A 16518-nucleotide genomic window follows, 5' to 3' on the forward strand; every position below is an offset into this window, starting at 1 on the left:
GCTCACTGTGACGTGAACGATGCATGGCGTGTACACGCCATGCATCGTTCACGTCACAGTGCCCTGGAGGTGGTTCGCGTACGCCGCCGCCGGTCAGCTGACGCGGACGTGACCCAACACGGCAGGCTGTGGCGCCCCCCGAACGAGCAAGAGCATGCCGGTGACCACACTCCACAGCAGCCACGCATAGACGCTGCCCCGTTCGAACGTCCCAACCGTGCGCTCGGACACTCCCACAAGGAGCACGCTGATGATGCCGAGCACGCCGACCGCAATGCTGAAGATGCGGTACGCGGCGGGCAACCGCAGGTTTTTCAGTGCGCCGGCCAGTATCACGACGAGGTTGGAACACAGAATGGCTACTCCGGCGGCCCCGGCTTGAAACACAGCCCCTGAACTGGGGTCGGGTGTGCTGGGGAAGAAGCCGACGACGGCCATCCCGGCACCGTGAGCGATCCCGAGAATGATCACTACCCGGCGCGCAATCCCGTCCAGCAGCTGAGCGAGCAGCACCACACCGGTCGCAAACAGGATGCCCTCTGCCACGAACGACACGTTCATCAGCGTGTGCATGGGCGAGCACAGCTCACGCCCCTGGAACCTAGCTCCACACTCGGTCACACCAAGGTCGTTGATGTAGTTCGTGGCATAGCTGTGCGGTGGGCTATCCCAGGCGGCGGCGGTGACTGCCTCGGCAATCACCCACTGTAGAGCGTTGACTATCAAAATGATCGCGCCCGAAAGCCATACTCTGCGTTGCACGAGAAGCCTTTCCTCCAAGTCGCGGTAGGGCATGCCACCGGCGACCGCCACAGCCGGTCGACGCACGAGGGAGAGTCTCCCACTGAGCATCTTCATCCTGAATCGTCGCAAGTCAGTCCCTCTGACGCCTGTTTAGACGTCATCTCATTTGGCGAGTCTGTGCGACGATTCATCGGCTAGTAGGAATCCAGGGGCGGGGGCGAAGGCCGATGGAGTACGTCAATCTTGATGCGCAGGTCGGCGACCTGCCAGGGACCCTGGACCCGTCTCGCTACCTGAGCCACCTGCCCTCGATCTCCGGTGACCTGCCGCCAGGCGCCAGGGCTTTCGCAACGGACGCGGACCACTACGACTTCCGCAGCTTGCGATGCGTGAAGGACCTGACGCTTCGGGTCGTCCGGGGAGCCGGCGGCGAGGAGATGGAGGTCGAGTTCCAGCACAACTGCTGGAAGCACGACCAGGACTTGCTGATCCGCTACGTAGGGGTGTCCGGCTTCTTCATCGACCCGGCCGATGAGGGCCGGGGGACGGACCTCGGGGCTGTGATTCTCGACGAGATCCTGCCGCACAGAGACGGCTGCAGCCACGAGATCGCCTGCTGGGAGGGCACACTCACGGTTGTCTGCCGTGACCTCCAGGCGACCTGGACCGAGGCCGACTCCTCAAGCGAGTCGTAAGCGCGACGGGTCATGGGGATCGTTGAGCGGCTGGCGCCGGATGAGCTGTGGGAGCTGTTCCAGCGGGTGGTGCCGGAGGCGCCGTCGCGGCCTCAGGGTGGTGGTCGGCGGCGGCATGGTGACCGGGAGGTTCTGGCGGCGATCGTGTTCGTGGCCACGTCGGGCTGCACGTGGCAGCAGCTGCCGACAGCGTCGTTCGGACTGTCCGGGGCAACAGCCCACCGGCGGTTCAGCGAGTGGTCGAAGGCGCGAGTATGGGCCGAGCTCCACCGCGTGGTGCTCGACGAGCTCGGTGCCCGCGGTGAGCTGGACTGGTCCCGCTGCGCGATCGACTCGGTGAACATGCGGGCCCTGAAAAGGGGGACCTGACAGGTCCGAATCCTGTCGACCGGGGCAAGTACGGCTCGAAGATCCACTTGATCACTGAGCGGACCGGTCTGCCCATTTCCGTCGGAATCTCGGGCGTGAACCTGCACGACAGCCAGGCCCTGATCCCCTTGGTCAAGGGCATCCCTCCGGTCCGCTCCCGCCGTGGACGCCGACGGCGCAAGCCGGGAAAGCTCCACGCGGACAAGGGCTACGACTACCCGCACCTGCGGCGATGGTTACGTGGACGCGGCATCACCCACCGCATCGCCCGCAGGGGCGTCGAGTCCTCCCAACGACTGGGCCGCCACCGTTGGACCATCGAACGCACCATGGCCTGGCTCGCGGGCTGCCGCCGACTCCACCGACGCTACGCACGCAAAGCCGACCACTTCCTCGCCTTCACCAGCATCGCCTGCACCCTCATCTGCTACCGCAGGCTCACCAAATGAGATGTCGCCTAAGCGGCGATGCGCAGGGCTGTAGGCCGGTCGGCCGGCGTCTCGATGCGTGCCCTGCAGGCCTCGATGATCGCAGGCGTGACTTCGGGCAGCTCCTTCGTGCCCGGGCTGGTGTTGACTTCACAGACAGTGAAGGTGCCATCGGGCTCGAAAAGCAGGTCGACGCCGGCCAGGCCCGCTCCGACGGCCTCGGCCGCACGGCATGCCAGCCGTTCCCCTTCCGGATAGAGGCCGAGGCACGGCTGCGATGTCCCGCCCAGTGCGATGTTGGACTTGAACCCCGTAACGCTGGACCGGACCTTCGCAGCGACCGCCCGGCCGTCGACGACGACCACGCGCAGGTCTTGGCCGGCACGGAAGGCATGGAAGCGCTGGAAGATGTAGGGGACGTCGTCCCGGAGACTGCCGTGGAGGTCTTCCAGCATGTCGTGTGTCGCCCGGAAGACGCGGCTGCCCTTGCTACCACGCACCGCCTTGACCACGCACGGGTCGGGGACTCCCGCGCCCAGGATGTCTGTGAACGGGGCGTGCACGCTGCCGTAGGTGTCCGGGACTGGGATCCCCGCGAGCGTCAGCAGCCGCAGCTGGCGGAACTTGTTGACGCAGTTCAGCCGGGCCTCGACCGAATTGAAAATGACACTGCCCATGGCCTGCAGATGGGATACGAGGGCCAGCCCGCCGTCCAGGTCCGCGCGGATCCTAGGGTAGACCACCTTGGGGGGCAGCAACGGCCGCCCCTCCACGTCCCGGAGCACGAGCCGCCCTCCCTCGACGCCCATCACCAGCCGGTCGCACGTCACAACGCACTCGGACCCGAACGCGGCACGGAAGGCAGCTACATCGCGATCCGGGTAGCCGCATCTGTAGCGGCTCGGCCCGAGCAGCAGCCACACGTCAGGGCGGACGCCCTTGGTTCCGGAGATGCTCACCATGTTGACCTCCTGCACCCTGCCCGACTTTGTAGTTCCATTCTCAGATGTCCCTGGACAGCTGCCCAGGGACATTCGGGCAGCTCGCGGGGCCAGGCTCCCGGGCCCTCGCCGAGCGTCGACGAGTGTTTGCACCGGCCTTCGATGGCGTCGAAGATCGTCCTTCCGGCGGCGGCGGCGGCGTGGGCGTGTCAATGCTCCCGCAGAATTGAGCACGCTCTGCTCCCGCAGAATTGACCCCCTGGGGTTGGTTCAGTCGCGGTGTGTGCGGTTCTCCTTGGCGAGGAGTTCGCGTCGTTGGCGGGTGCGGTAGGAGTCGCCGGTGAGGGTGAGGACCTCTGCATGGTGGACGAGTCGGTCGATCATGGCGGCTGCGACGACGTCGTCGGAGAAGGTCTCTCCCCAACGTCCGAAGGGCAGGTTCGAGGTCACCATCACCGAGCCCTGCTCGTATCGGGACGCGATCAGCTGGAAGAACAGGTTCGCGGCGCCCTGGTCGAACGGGATGTATCCGACCTCGTCGATGATGATCAGCCGGTAGCGGCGGATCTTCTTCAACTCGGCCTTGAGGCGGCCTGCCTGATGGGCGGTGGCGAGGCGGGTGATCCAGTTGCTCGCGGTGTCGAACAGGACCGAGTGCCCGGCGTGAGCGGCCTTGACCCCGAGGCCGATCGCCAAGTGCGTCTTGCCGATCCCGGGCGGCCCGAGCAGGACCACGTTCTCCGCCTTCGAGACGAACGTCCCGGTGGCCAGGTGCGCGAGGACGTCCCTGCGGAGTGAGGGCAGGTGGTCCAGGTTGAAGTCCTCGAGCGTCTTGACCTGCGGAAAGTGGGCGGTGCGGATCCGCATCACGGTGCCCTTGGACTCCCGGTCGGCGACCTGCCGCTGAAGCAGGGCCGCCAGATACTCCTCGTGGGACCAGTTCTCATCCCTCGCCTGGGCGGCCAGGTCCTCCCAGCAAGCGCCGATCGTCGGGGTCTTCAGGACCCGGGTCAGGTAGGCGATCATGGACGGAAGGCCGTCCTTCGTCGCCGTGGTGAGGGCAGTCGAGCTCACGTGTCACTCTGCTTTCGTTGACGGCTGATCGAAGTCGACGCCGAACAGGGCGTCGTAGTCGGGCAGGGCACGAAGGGCAACGGCATGGCCGTCGGGATGCCGGCGGGTTGACGTCTGGCGTCGTTTCCGGTCCTCGGCCAGTGCCTGGCGCATCCGCTTGGCCGTGGCGGCATGGGCGGGATCGGTGACCACGGCCTGCTTGGCCCAGGACCGTTCATGCCGGGCGACGACCTGGCCGTCGCAGAACACCACCACCTCCTCGAGAGAGGCCGTGACGTCGACGAACCGGCCGATGACCTGCGGATCGACCGAGTAGTCGCCGGTGTCGACCCGGACGTAGTAATCACGGGCGAGCCGGATCCTCGAGCTCAGACCGGCCGGCGGCTCGACCGGAGGCAGGGGCGTCATCGACAGGTAGTCCCGCTCGAGGAAGTCGACCGGGCGGCCCTGGATCGAGCGGACGGTGCGGGAGTTCGCCTTGACCAGCCACTCCTGCAGCTGCTGGTTGAAGTTCGCCGGGGAGGCGAACTGCCGGCCGGGCAGGAACGAGGTCTCCAGGTAGCCGTTGCTCCGCTCGACCATCCCCTTGTATTCAGGGTCGCGGGGCGGCGCGAGCTTGATCCTGGCGGCCAGAGTTCCGGCGAACGCCGCAGCTGGTGAGGTGAGTTTCCCGCTTCCGCCGATCGCCGCTTCCCGGTCCCAGACCAGCGTTTTCGGGACCCGGCCGATCTCGTGGATCAGCTGCCACATGCCCGAGAGGATGTCGCCGGCCTGCCTCGAGGGGATCATCACCGCGGACATATGGCGGGAGAACCCCAAGGTCATGACCAGCACCGGCAGCACCCGCTCCTGACCGGCGCCGACCCGAACCTTCGTCTCCGGGAACCACAGATCGCACTCGGCAACCTCGCCGGGCTCATAGGTGACCCGGTCGACCGGGTCGATCCCGAGGTATTCCGGCCGGATCAGCGCCAGCCGCTTACGCAGTGGCGCCGAGGAATACGGCCAGCCGATCCGCTCGGCGATCACCAGCGCCGGCATCGTCGGCCACTCCTGCAGCAGAGCCCTCATCTGAGGCTCGAACCTGTCCGCGACATGACCCCGCGGGGCCCGCTCGAACACAGGCGGACGGTCTGAGTTCAACGCGGCCCGCACCGTGTTCCGGGCCACCCCCAACCGCCGCGCGATCTCCTTGATGGGCACACCCTCCGCCCGGTGCAGACGGCGTATCTCGGCCCAGTCCTCCACTTTCAGCACCCTCCAAATGATCAAGGGGGGTTAATTCTGCGGGAGCACCTGGGGGTCATTCTTACGGGAGCAACGACAGGGCGGGCGGGCGGGGCGTGCTGGGCGCCGAGTTCCTACTTCAGAGCGGCGAAGAAGGATTTGGCGAGCGCGTTGTCCCAGTAGACGCCGGTGAGGCCGACGGAGCGCCGGATGCGGGGGTCCGCGGCGAGGCGGGCGATCCGTCCCTTCAGCTGTAGATCAGGAGGCCTGCTGTGGTTCGGTTTCGGGTCCGTGTGGCGGTGGACGCGAGGCCGCTCGGGTAGCGGCACGCTGGCGCCGGTGGCAGGCCCGCGCAACAGCCTGGTGGAGCCGTCGCCACAGGTACCAGGCCAGCCCGCGCCGGATCCGTTCCTCATGTGGGAGCAGGGGCTGTACCAGCACGACCAGCCGTTGGATCTCGAACGCGGTGAACCGTATGGGGTCAACGGGGCTGGTGGGGTCAGCCGGAGCCCCCTCTCTGCTCCGTGGGGCCGACAGGCTGGTCGCCGCCGAACCGGCTGACGGACAAGGGGCCCTCCTCCCGCGCGGCCTGCGCATCACTGACGGGCCAAGACGCCGCCGCCAGCTGCGCGAGGCTGATGTGCCGCTACCAGCCATGGAAGGACCGCACACCTCGTAGTCGGCCAGTCCGCAGGCGGACTTCCCCAGCTTGATCGCCGCTTCCAGGCGTTGTCACATTGTTGGCAGCATGATCGTTTGGTGGCGCGTCAGGGCCTGGTGGGGTATCGCCGACCCGTTGCTCAGGCCGTGGCGAGCACGCGGGCGGCGGCGCCGGTGATGTGGTTCCAGATGGTGAAGCGGATGCTCATTTCGAGGCGGTACCGGCCGGCGGTCATGAGGTGGCGGTGGGGGCGGAAGTGGGGTGAGATCCCGGTGAACGCGGACAGGAAGCGTTGCGCTCCGCCGACGGTGCGGAAGCTTTTCATTGCGCGTTCGCGCTGCCTGGTGGGCTGGTGGGAGTTCTCCGCCCGGTTGTTCAATCCCGTGTGAGAGCGGTGCTCGACCGAGGGCATCACCTCACGGTGCGCAGCCCCGTACGACTTCAGCTTGTCCGTGACGACCACCCGGGGCACCTGCCCGGTCGTGGTGAGGAGCCGGCGGAAGAAACGCCTGGCCGCAGCCTTGTCGAGCCGGTTCTGGACCAGGATGTCGAGCACGTTGCCGTCGGCGTCGACGGCCCGCCACAAGTACCTCTGCACCCCGCCGATCTTGACGAAGACCTCGTCCAGGTGCCATTTGTCGCCCGGCTGCGGGCGCCTGCGGCGCAGGCTGTTGGCGTACGCCTGACCGAACTTGAGACACCACCGCCGGACCGTCTCATACGAGACGACGATGCCGCGCCCGAGCATCATCTCCTCCACCTCACGGAAGGAGAGCGGGAACCGGAAGTACAGCCAGACGCAATGGGAGATGATCTCGGCCGAGTAGCGGTGGCTTTTCTGCGACGGCGTGCTCGACGACACGAGCGGCCCCCTCCCCGGACGGACAGTCCGAAGATCATCCCACCCCGCCACCGGCAACGTGACAGCACCGTTCAAACGACTCGTCCGCTGAGAACGCCGCACCGAACTCCACGACGCCTTCGTCCCTTGGGTCTGTCCAGTAAACGTCTCGCAGGAGACGATGACGCCGCGCTCAAGCGTCACCAGGTAACGGTGATTCGCATACGACGGCACCACAGGCGATACGAACCCCGCCCGGTTCTTTCGGCCGTGCCTGCCGTCAGGGTCGGTGGCGCACATGTCGTTCCCGTTCGGTTGACCTGCCGGGATTGGTCCTGATGTCCGAGCGAGCCAGCATTATTGGGACTCGAAAGCTGCTCAACGTTTCACCGGTATGGAGAAATAATCAATGATCATCATCATTGGCCATGGTGGGTTTAGTGGGGAAACATTCGTTCCCCTCCATCCGCTGCCTCAGAAGCTGCTCCTTCAAACGCATCGCGGTGCGCTACTCCCGCTCCAAAATCTGCTGATCGCCATGGAAACGGGCGGCGAAGGTGCGGTGAGAACCCTGGGTGCTGGAAAGCATGAAGACCGCATCGTCGAAAACTACACGCTCTCACCCCTCCAGGAGCAGATAAGAAAGAAGCTCAAACGGTTCACCCCAGCGGGTGCGCGCATTCTACTCGTTGGTTCGCCCGAGTGGAATAGCAACTTCCCCTCCAGTTCGTTCTGCAGTTCGCCTCAGCAGTGTCCACCGGGCGCAAACATGCATTTTTGCGATGGCATACTGTCAAAAATGCAAGGGAAGGAATGGCTGCTTTTGGCCTGCTCGCAGCAGACGGGAAAGAGCGTTAAGCCCACGGTCACCATGGACCAGGCAGCCGTGAATCCCTTTGCTGCTCTGAACTCGCTACTGACTGATGATAAAGAGAAATTCCGATCCTGGATCAGCTCTCAGACCCCTGACGCCCTACAGGTACGCGACCTCTATCAGAATACGAACAAAAAGTACCGGCAGCTCCTTCGTACGGACTTGGACATCGATGCGATCATGGAGGTGACCCCTCTCATCATCGAGCACCTGAAGACTCCGCTCGTATCCGAAGTAATTCTGTTCTCCGACGCCGTCGACCGACTGGACGGTGACATCAAAGACTATATTCTCAATCAGCCCATCGTCAGAGACTATGTGGGCCGCCATACACGGCTCGCAGCGGACGGCGCAATTCGCGCACAGAAGGAATTCGGGCTGAAGGGGCTGTTGTGCAGTTTTGGGCACGCGAATCCCGAGACCCTGTCCGAAACCTGCAGAAGCTTTCTGTTCTCCCCGCTCCCGGACGACAATGCGGCCACCATGCAGTACAGCAGTCTGCAGGAAGATCTCAAGCTGGCATTCTGGCTGAACGGGGATTTTTCAAGCCTCTCCGAGGACACAAAGCTGGAAACCTGGAAAGATTATGGCGATGAAGTGCAGACCTTTATGCGAACACTGGGCTACGTCCCTCCGCAGAAGCTCTCTGACAGCGATGAAACATCGAATGAATCCTGAGGCCACCCCAAGGAGACGCCCCGAGGACTCCGCGTCGGCCTTGTCACGTTGTCGGTGGTGGGGTGGGATGATCTTCGGGTTGTCCGTCCGGGGAGGGGTCTGTTCGTGTCGTCGAGCACGCCGTCGTACGCGAATTACCGCTACCCCGCCGAGATCATCGCGCACTGCGTGTGGCTGTACTTCCGCTTCCCCTCTCCTTCCGTGAGGTGGAGGAGATGATGCTCGAGCGAGGCGTGGTCGTCTCGTACGAGACGGTCCGGCGGTGGTGCCTGAAGTTCGGGCAGGCGTATGCGAACGCTCTGCGCCGGCGACGGCCGAGGCCGGGTGACAAATGGCACCTCGACGAGGTCTTCATCAAGATCAGCGGGATGCGGAAGTATTTGTGGCGGGCTGTCGACGCCGACGGCAACGTCCTCGACATCCTGGTACAGAGCCGTCGTGACAAGGCTGCGGCCAGGCGTTTCTTCCGCCGGCTGATGAACACGACCAGGCAGGTGCCCAGGGTGATCATCACGGACAAGCTCCGATCCCCGGCCTCGTCGACCGGTACTGGGCGCTGTCCGTGCTCGACGCCGCGGCAGGCGGCTCCCCTGTGCGCAGGGAGATCCAGGACGTCGAGCGAGCGCTCTGCGTGTCCACCGGCACGACCGATGTGCACGCCGCCCTCATCGCCGCCCGTCATTACCTGCCTGGCACGGGCCCCCTCGATGACTCCGTGCTTGCCACTCGCTGATCGGATCAGCCGTCAGCAGGCACCACCGCGCCCCGACGCAGGCAGCGACGAGGCACGAGGCGGCGACGGCTGCGTCGCCCCCGAAGAACGCGGAGAGCACCTGGCCACCACCATGGCCATCGAACGCCTGCGCCCCCTCATCGAACGCGGAGCGGTGATCTCCACCATCACCACCTCCTCCACAGGCTATGCCCGCCGCCTCGGCTGGGAAGCCCCCGTTGACGTCTTCGCCTGGACGGTAAGCACCGACGACCTCAAGCAGTCCTTCATCAGCGAGGACTTCGAGATCGAGCATGGCCTGACCGACGAAGCCGAAGCCCTCCAACGCGACCTCGCACGCCAGTGGAACGGCCCCGTCCACCGGCCCACCTGGTGGACCAAATGGAAGCAGGACAAGAGCACACTCACCACGTACCGTTTCGCCCGGCCCGGCCACCCCACCGCCGGCCTGCTCACCCTCGCTACGAAGCGACACGAACGCCACGGCATGAGCCTGGTCGTCCACGACTTCTGGGCCGCCAGCCAGCCCACCGCGGCCGCCATGCTCGCCCTTCTCGGCCGCCACAACACCCGCGCCCGCACCATCACCTTCCGACGCGGCGCCCTCCCGCCCTACCACACCCTCCTCCAAGGCCTCCGCCACCACCGCACCACTGCCGAAGCCTGGCACCCCTGGATGCTCCGCATCCTCGACATCCCCGACGCCATCCGACTCCGAGGCTGGCCCAACGACCTCACCGCCACAGTCCCCATAGAGATCGAGAACACCACGCACGACGGCTGGGACCGCTGGATGCTCCACATCAAGGACGGCAGCGCTGACATCACCCCTACCACCATCCACGGTCAGGTCACCCTCACCCAGCGGCAGCTCGCGGTCTGGTACGCCGGCGGCTACCGCACCGCCACCTCCGCCCGCCTGGCCGGACTCCAGTCCCTGTCAGAGAAGGCCCTCACCACCCTCATCAGCAGCACGACAGCCCTCGAACCCTGGCTGCCCGACCAGTTCTAGTTGGAACGAACCCTGCCCTGGGAGCACCGCCACTGCGCGGTACTCCCAGGGCCGCGTACGTTCGGGCTCAGACCAACCAGGCCCCGCTTGACCGACGGCTGCCAGCTCCGCAGTGGTCTCCTCGCCCAGCCCCCGGTCTGGACGGCCGTTCCGACGGTGCTGTGGCAGATATCGCGCTGCGCGCTCGCCCTCCGGAGATACCGCGACGCCGAGCCGTCGCCGACACGGTGCTGCGCCCGAATCCAAGCCTGCCGGAGCGGCAACGCCGCCGGCCCTCGGAGCCCCACTACATCGGCGGGGCGGGGCGCGCTCAAGCTGCCCCTGCCCTGGAACGGACCTCGGTGGTCCGGGTTGGGGGATGTGTTGGATGCCCCGAGCGTTGCTTGCGTACTGGCTTTGGTGGATGTGTCGCCTGCCGGAAGCGCTTTCCGAACATGGGGGAAGTATCGGGGGATGCCCAAGGGGGATGCGTGGGGGGACCCTAGGAGGGGATTCATGGGGGGAAGGTGCAGCGCCGGCGATTCTGCATTTGCCCTGGTAGCCAGGCCTTTCGGCTCTGGTGACAGTTCAGACTTTAGGTATGGGCGTGGGGAGAGGGGATCAGAGAGGTTGGTCGGGCGACTGTTTGGGGTCGACTTGGTGGCGGGGTGTTGATGAGGGTTGCTGTGGAGGTCTGAGAGTTGGGCTGGAGTGGAGGCGCCACGAGGGAAAGAGGGAAAGAGAAGGGGAGGCAGGGAGAGGGGCGGGTGTGGGTGAAGGAGATGTGGCCGACGCCCACTTCCGCCGAAGGCGGGTGGCAAGGGCGCCGGCCGACCGAAGAACACACTGCGAGAGAATTCGCCTGCGTCATCAGGGAGAGCATAGCCCTCGGCTGATCCGACGGCACGCACATCACACACTGCTCCCATAGTGCGGTATATTTTTTCTCCGTGCGCTGGAGTTCGCCGGCGCGCCACATCTACCGGGAGGTCGGCTCCGTGATCCGCGCTGGACGAACAGCCGTCGGCCGGGAGGAAGTCGCCGTTGTCCTGGGCATGAAGTGGGCCGCCTTCCGCCGTGCCAAGCCCTACAGCGCGGAGGGCTTTCCCGAGCCTGTGAGTTCCGTGGGCGCCAAGGTCCTGCTGTGGGATCTGGAGCAGGTGGAGGCGTACCGCGACGGCCGGCCGCAGCCGGCCCTCCCGGACGTAGAGCACGGGGAGGATCTGCTTGACCGCCGCGAGGCGGCCGTCCTGCTCGATGTGAAGCCGCGCAGCGTGGACACATATAGGACCGACCCCCGCCTCGCCGACCATGCCGTGGTCGTTGGCGGCGTCGAGCACTGGCCGAGGTGCGCAGTGCTCGCCTACGCGGCCGGCCGCGGCACCATGACCGCCCCCAGAGGACGGCCGAAGGGGTCGGGCGACATGGTTCCCCGCGACCTGCTCCCCGGCCGCATCGCCGAACTCCTCGACGCCGACCCCGCGGTGACCTCCGCCCACACGGTCGATGTCTTGGGAGTCTCGACTTCTGCGGCTCAGAAGCATCTGCAGCAGGAGCGCGCCGTGCGCATCGTTGCGCTGATGCGCACGGAGCCGGGGCTCGGCGCCGAAGGAGCGGCGGACCGTCTCGGCTATCCGTTGGCGGTCCGTCGGACGGTACTGAAGGCTGCTCAGGAGCTCTTCGACGCTTCCTAGCGCCCCTGGGCGCCGAACTTGCCCCGAGGGGCCGCAGCCCGTCCGGTTGCGGTCCCCTCAAAGCATTTCAGCCCGGTGGGTGGCGGGCGTTGCGGGCCCGGTGCCGCCCAGGGTTGGGGCGGCTCCGCTGCGCTGCGCCACCCCAACCCCGCGTGCCGGGCTCCGCTTCGCTGCGCCCGGACCGAGCGCTGCGCGCTCTCACGCGCTTTCTCAGTCTAAGTTCCCGTCAGCTGGCTCGGGAAGGACACGACATGCGCCCGCCCCGCCTCGCGGCTCCCACTTGTATGTACACCGCCAGTGCCGCCGACGGGATCCGAGCACATCAGCAAGCCCGACTGCTCCACCAGCGCCGCGGCCGCCGAGGACGCCAAGGCGGTGTCCGGGGGCGCACCCGGCCCCTGTCGCCATGTGAAAGGCCTGCGAGCGCTGCGGCGCTGAGAAGCGCTGGCACCACCCCACTGCCTGCGGGTTCTGCAACCTCAACGCGCCGTCTGACGGGTGCGTAGGCCGTGGCTGTTCTCGGCACCCTTGACCGCGGGACCCCTTGAGCCCCGTCCCGCTCGTAGCGCGCAACGGGCATGGGACCGAAGAGCAGTTGGACCGGAAACGTCGCGCCGCAGGCTCAAGCGTCCTGTACCAGCCCGTGCTCAACCGGCAGGCGGATCCGCGGGACAAGGCCGCGGCCAGCAGGTTCTTCCGCCGACTCCTCACCACCACCGGGCAGGTGCCCCGGGTGATCGTCACCGACAAGCTGAAGTCGTACGGGGCTGCGCACCGTGAGGTGACGCCCTCGGTGGAACACGTTCCCACAAGGGGTTGAACAACCGGGCGGAGAACTCTCATCAGCCGACGAGGCAGCGGGAACGGGCGATGAAAGGATTCCGCAGCGTCGGCGGGGCGCAACGGTTCCTGTCCGCGTTCACCGGGATCTCACCCCACTTCCACCCCCACCGCCACCTCGTGACCGCCGGACGGTACCGCTTCGAAATGAGCATCCGCTTCACCATCTGGAACCAGATCACTGGCACCACCGGCGTGCTCGCCACGGCCTGAGCAACGGGTCGGCGATACCCCATCAGGCCCTGACGCACCATCAAACGATCTGCTGCCAACAATGTGACAACGCCCTCGTCTGTGTTGACGGCTCAGGCTTGGGCGGGGGCTGGTGGGGTGGTGTCGTTCGTGTGCGGGGCCGGGCGGGGCGGGAGCTGCGGGCGTGGGGCGGTGCTTGAGGGAAGCCGTAACGTGAAAGGCTTCTTCCTCCGGTGCCCGGCCAGCGGACCGAACTAGATCGCCGCCCACGGCGAGAGCCCCGTATGTCATCGTGTACGGGGCTCTCGTGTGCTCCGGCTGCCTTGCCAGCCTCGGATCAGGCTCGTCAGATCACCGAGGTGACCGAGGATCTGTGGTTGCAGCGTGCCGCGCACGTGCCCGCGCGCCGTACCGCGCCAGTATGTCCTCCTGGGTTCGGAGCCTCACATGGCGGGAGCGGTACTTTGATCGAGGTGGATGTCCAGCACTGTGGTAGCTCGATGCTGCTCAGCGTCATCGGGCAGCTCGACGATGGTGCGGGAGAGGTTTTGCGGCGCGCGTTGGGGCGCGTGACGATCCAGGAACGCGATCTCCTGGTGGACTTGCACGCCGTCACCATGGATGTCGAGGGCCTGCTCCACCTCCTGGACCTTCACCGACACGCTGAGCAGATGCGCTTGCGTGTCCGCGTCGCAGGCTGGCAGACCCAGCCCCAGCAGTGCATGGCCACCATCGTCGGCATCCCCGGCCCCAGAACCATGACCGGCGAACGCTACGCCCTGCCCGGCTTCCGCCGCCTCCTGAAGGAGAAGGCACACCAGCACCACAGCTGACGGACTTCATGGCGCCGGGCCCGGCCGCTGGCAGTCCTTGATAGCCGCCGATGTGCCAGCAGCTGCTCCGACAACCGTCAGCCGCAATCACACCCTCTGTGGGCTCTGCGCCTAGAATCCGCTGGTTCGTGTCTCATGTGCCAGTATGAAACGCATGTATGCGGGTCACTGAGCCGCGGACGATCTAGCACAGACACAGGCGGCTGGAGTGCCGTATATGTGGTGCTGGCCGAGCCCGTGCCCGAAGGCATCGACCTCACGGTCATCCAAACTGCCGACCGCCTCATCACCCTCACCGTCACGTACGCCACTGCCGGATTCGACCCCACCGAAGCAACCACCGAACTCACCCGCTTCGGATTCTCACCGACCACGTGGATCGAGACGGGGACGGGGCGGCACATGACCAGGGCCGTCCACGGCAGACGACACAAGTGGTGAACAACCGCGCCACCCGCAATGCCGCAGCCGGCAGGCTCTCTCCTGCCGGGTCCTCACCATCACCGGGCAGATACCCAGGTGATCGTCACCGGTTAGCCCCGCTCCTATGGTGCTGGCCGCGCTCCCACGCTGCTGCTCGCGCTCCCGCCGCAGGGGCGGCCGTTGCGACCGGGGCCAGCTCACCATCGGGCTTCTGAGGATCTGTGGGGCCCGGGCGGGTGACGGGGTGGTCTGATCGTGAGGGGTCTGCGCGAGTCTCGTGGCAGCCGGGGCGGGGTTGGGTCAGGCTGCGACGCGTCGCGTACACCCACACCGCAAGACCTGCGTTCCGCATAATTCAGCGTGGCTAGAGGCTTGATTGTGGGTCTGAGCTGGGGAAACGTGCCTGAGCATGCCGGTGAGGCGTTTCTCTAGGCGGGGGTATCGCTGCTGGTCAGCGGGGTGTGGTGCTGGCCTCGATGATCTTCTTCGGGGTGGGGATGCGGAGCTTGGCCAGGAGGTCGCGTTGCGCCTTGGTGGGGTCGGTGAGCTGGCGGAAGGTGCCGGCGGGGCCGGTGAAGGTGCCCAGGTGGAGCCGGTCGAGTTCGCGGCGGATGGTGGGCCAGGTCGTCTCGGTGGTGGTCTCGGCGATGCGGATCAGCAGCAGGGCGAGCCAGCACAGGATGACGTGGGCACGGATGCGTTCTTCGAGGCGGTGGTAGACCGGGCGGAGGTCGAGGATCTGCTTCATGTCGCGCCAGCCGCGCTCGACTTCCAGGAGCTGCTTGTAGCCCAGCGCGATGTCCTCGGCCGAGAGTTTCGGGTCGCTGCAGCGCAGGAGGTACTTGCCGTCCAGGTTGGCCTCGGCCTTGGCCTTGGTGGCATCGATGCGGAGTTTGCCGGCCGGGGTGGTCCGCAGATAGCGGTTCAGGCCGGGCTTCGCGGCGATTCTCCCGCGCAGTTCGCCGCGTTTGTAGTCCGAGAGTGCGTCGCTGTCTTCGATCAGCTCGGTGAGCTGGGCGGTCAGCTGGGTACGGATCGCTGCGTCCCGGGTGGCGGCTTCGGGGTTGTGGCAGATCACGAAGCGTTCGTTCTCGGAGACCTTCACTTCCTTGACGCGCATGTTGTGTGAGATGTCCTGGTATCGGCCCTGCCGGGAGAGGGCGGCCTTGATCTCGGGCGAGTTGGAGCGGAGCTTCTCGCCGATGATGTAGTGGTGGTCGCCCGAGCGGAGGTAGCGGCGGTTGGCCGCGGAGGCGAAGCCCCGGTCGGCGACCCACACGATCTTGGACAGGGTCCAGTCCCGCATCTCGTCCTTGACCTGGCGTATCAACGCGGAATCGCCGGTGTTGCCCGGCCAGCACCACACCCGCACCGGGATCCCGTCACGTGTGACCGCCATCCCGATCACGATCTGCGGCAGGTCGTCGCGGGAGTCCTTCGACTTCCCCCAGGTCCGGAACCCTCCCATGCTCACGCCGTCGCCGTCGCCGTCGCCGTCGCCGTCGCCGTCGCTGTCGCTGTCGCCGTCGCCGTCGCCGGTTTCGGGGAGGGGGAGGCCGTTTTCGTCGCGGGCGACGGGCAGGTCGGCGTCCTCGAGTTCGAAGTAGGTGCTGGTGGTGTCGAAGAACAGCAGGTCGACTTCGAGGTTGAGCAAGTGGGCAGCCGCATCGAAGACCTGCTGTTCCAGCTTCTCGCGTATCTGGTGCAGCCAGTCCATCGCCCGGTAGCAGGCGTCGTCGTCGACGGGGTCCAGGCCGTCAATGTGCACGTCGTGGTTGACCCACTCGGCAGCGGCCAGTTTCGAGGACGGTGCCAGGGCCCTGTTCGCGACCAGCGCGAACAGGGCGCGCTCGGTGGCCTCAACATTCCGCGGACGGCCTCGCCCCCGGGTGCCCAGCGCGGCCACGATGCGAGGGAGTTCCAGCCGCTGCCACAGCTGGTCCAGGAGATACGCGCCGCCGAAGGGGCGGGACTCGACGAAGTCCAGCTCCGTGTTCGCCTCGGCGGTCGCCGCCAGTGCGGCAGCCGGATCCAGCAGCCTGGACAGTGAGCCGACCAGGCGGCGCACCGCGTCGGTGTCCAGCTGGTCCTCACGGCCGAAGCCGTACAGCAGCTTGGGCACCGACCGCCCCGCCGCTGCGTCCCACGTGTTGTGGGCCAGGTGCAGGTAGCGGACCGTGCCGCTCTTGGTCTTCCGACTCGTCGTCTTCACATACATCGCTCTAGACCATACACGCCTGAGTCATGCCGTTAATGGGCAGTCGGGCCAAAGCGTTTCTC

General features: G+C 66.3%; 16 protein-coding genes and 2 pseudogenes. 10 read left to right on the forward strand and 8 right to left on the reverse strand.

All coding sequences use genetic code 11. The features are described 5' to 3' along the window. Positions 1–93 precede the first annotated feature (93 nt). A complete protein-coding gene (locus ACTVZO_RS39630) occupies positions 94–858 on the reverse strand; it encodes a DUF998 domain-containing protein (protein ID WP_443302984.1) in 765 nt (254 codons plus the stop codon). A 113-nt stretch (positions 859–971) separates the two neighbouring features. Between ACTVZO_RS39630 and ACTVZO_RS39635 the strand changes: the two genes are divergently transcribed. Beyond that, a complete protein-coding gene (locus ACTVZO_RS39635; RefSeq protein WP_443302985.1) occupies positions 972–1439 on the forward strand; it encodes a hypothetical protein in 468 nt (155 codons plus the stop codon). Between the two features lie 12 nt (positions 1440–1451). Then, a protein-coding gene (locus tag ACTVZO_RS39640) for an IS5 family transposase (protein ID WP_443302986.1) occupies positions 1452–2257 on the forward strand; the annotation gives its coding sequence in 2 pieces (ribosomal slippage) (positions 1452–1793 and positions 1796–2257; 804 coding nt in all). An 8-nt stretch (positions 2258–2265) separates the two neighbouring features. Here the strand turns inward: ACTVZO_RS39640 and ACTVZO_RS39645 are convergent. The 5 genes from ACTVZO_RS39645 to ACTVZO_RS39665 all read right to left on the reverse strand — a co-directional run bounded on the left by ACTVZO_RS39645 (position 2266) and on the right by ACTVZO_RS39665 (position 7001). Then, positions 2266–3198: an ATP-grasp domain-containing protein gene (locus tag ACTVZO_RS39645; protein ID WP_443302987.1), complete on the reverse strand. Its 933-nt coding sequence runs from the start codon at positions 3196–3198 to the stop codon at positions 2266–2268. A 249-nt stretch (positions 3199–3447) separates the two neighbouring features. Beyond that, positions 3448–4251, reverse strand: coding sequence for an IS21-like element helper ATPase IstB (gene istB / locus ACTVZO_RS39650; RefSeq protein ID WP_443302988.1), 804 nt, complete (start codon positions 4249–4251; stop codon positions 3448–3450). A gap of 3 nt (positions 4252–4254) precedes the next feature. Next, positions 4255–5508: an IS21 family transposase gene (istA, locus tag ACTVZO_RS39655; protein WP_443302989.1), complete on the reverse strand. Its 1254-nt coding sequence runs from the start codon at positions 5506–5508 to the stop codon at positions 4255–4257. Positions 5509–5612: 104 nt separating this feature from the next. Next, positions 5613–5807: a hypothetical protein gene (locus ACTVZO_RS39660; RefSeq protein ID WP_443302990.1), complete on the reverse strand. Its 195-nt coding sequence runs from the start codon at positions 5805–5807 to the stop codon at positions 5613–5615. A gap of 471 nt (positions 5808–6278) precedes the next feature. Further along, positions 6279–7001, reverse strand: a complete 723-nt coding sequence (locus ACTVZO_RS39665; RefSeq protein ID WP_443302991.1) for an IS6 family transposase — start codon at positions 6999–7001, stop codon at positions 6279–6281. Between the two features lie 388 nt (positions 7002–7389). Between ACTVZO_RS39665 and ACTVZO_RS39670 the strand changes: the two genes are divergently transcribed. The 6 genes and pseudogenes from ACTVZO_RS39670 to ACTVZO_RS39695 all read left to right on the forward strand — a co-directional run. Further along, positions 7390–8532, forward strand: coding sequence for a hypothetical protein (locus tag ACTVZO_RS39670; RefSeq protein WP_443302992.1), 1143 nt, complete (start codon positions 7390–7392; stop codon positions 8530–8532). A 105-nt stretch (positions 8533–8637) separates the two neighbouring features. Beyond that, positions 8638–9062: pseudogene (locus ACTVZO_RS39675) on the forward strand (IS6 family transposase); the annotation flags it as partial. 32 nt (positions 9063–9094) lie between these two features. Beyond that, entirely contained in the window at positions 9095–9265 is a 171-nt protein-coding gene (locus ACTVZO_RS39680) for a DUF5133 domain-containing protein (RefSeq protein WP_443303420.1), read from the forward strand. Further along, positions 9252–10277, forward strand: a complete 1026-nt coding sequence (locus ACTVZO_RS39685) for a GNAT family N-acetyltransferase (RefSeq protein WP_443303421.1) — start codon at positions 9252–9254, stop codon at positions 10275–10277. Before ACTVZO_RS39680 ends, ACTVZO_RS39685 begins: the two co-directional genes overlap by 14 nt. A 929-nt stretch (positions 10278–11206) precedes the next feature. Then, on the forward strand, positions 11207–11950 hold the full coding sequence (locus ACTVZO_RS39690; protein ID WP_443302993.1) for a hypothetical protein: 744 nt from the start codon (positions 11207–11209) through the stop codon (positions 11948–11950). Between the two features lie 667 nt (positions 11951–12617). Further along, positions 12618–13003: pseudogene (locus tag ACTVZO_RS39695) on the forward strand (IS6 family transposase); the annotation flags it as partial. Positions 13004–13425: 422 nt separating this feature from the next. Here the strand turns inward: ACTVZO_RS39695 and ACTVZO_RS39700 are convergent. Beyond that, positions 13426–13623, reverse strand: coding sequence for a hypothetical protein (locus ACTVZO_RS39700; protein WP_443302994.1), 198 nt, complete (start codon positions 13621–13623; stop codon positions 13426–13428). A gap of 30 nt (positions 13624–13653) precedes the next feature. On the opposite strand from ACTVZO_RS39700, the gene ACTVZO_RS39705 reads away from it, so the two are divergent. Both ACTVZO_RS39705 and ACTVZO_RS39710 read left to right on the forward strand, forming a co-directional pair. Next, positions 13654–13815, forward strand: coding sequence for a hypothetical protein (locus tag ACTVZO_RS39705; protein WP_443302995.1), 162 nt, complete (start codon positions 13654–13656; stop codon positions 13813–13815). Between the two features lie 222 nt (positions 13816–14037). After that, positions 14038–14256 carry a hypothetical protein gene (locus tag ACTVZO_RS39710; RefSeq protein WP_443302996.1) on the forward strand — a complete coding sequence of 73 codons (219 nt, stop codon included), beginning with the start codon at positions 14038–14040 and terminating at the stop codon, positions 14254–14256. 433 nt (positions 14257–14689) lie between these two features. Here the strand turns inward: ACTVZO_RS39710 and ACTVZO_RS39715 are convergent, their stop codons facing one another. Beyond that, complete coding sequence (locus ACTVZO_RS39715) at positions 14690–16456, reverse strand: IS1634 family transposase (protein ID WP_443297370.1); 1767 nt, start codon at positions 16454–16456, stop codon at positions 14690–14692. Positions 16457–16518 lie beyond the last annotated feature (62 nt).

The organism is Streptomyces sp. IBSNAI002 (assembly GCF_052244475.1).
In the GTDB taxonomy this organism is placed as follows: domain Bacteria; phylum Actinomycetota; class Actinomycetes; order Streptomycetales; family Streptomycetaceae; genus Streptomyces.

Excerpts from the sequence above, each read along its gene's own strand:
- ACTVZO_RS39630 (WP_443302984.1), bottom strand. The coding sequence starts at position 858 with ATGAAGATGCTCAGTGGGAGACTCTCCCTCGTGCGTCGACCGGCTGTG.
- ACTVZO_RS39635 (WP_443302985.1), top strand. The coding sequence starts at position 972 with ATGGAGTACGTCAATCTTGATGCGCAGGTCGGCGACCTGCCAGGGACC.
- ACTVZO_RS39645 (WP_443302987.1), bottom strand. The coding sequence starts at position 3,198 with ATGGTGAGCATCTCCGGAACCAAGGGCGTCCGCCCTGACGTGTGGCTG.
- ACTVZO_RS39670 (WP_443302992.1), top strand. The coding sequence starts at position 7,390 with ATGATCATCATCATTGGCCATGGTGGGTTTAGTGGGGAAACATTCGTT.
- ACTVZO_RS39705 (WP_443302995.1), top strand. The coding sequence starts at position 13,654 with ATGCGCTTGCGTGTCCGCGTCGCAGGCTGGCAGACCCAGCCCCAGCAG.
- ACTVZO_RS39715 (WP_443297370.1), bottom strand. The coding sequence starts at position 16,456 with ATGTATGTGAAGACGACGAGTCGGAAGACCAAGAGCGGCACGGTCCGC.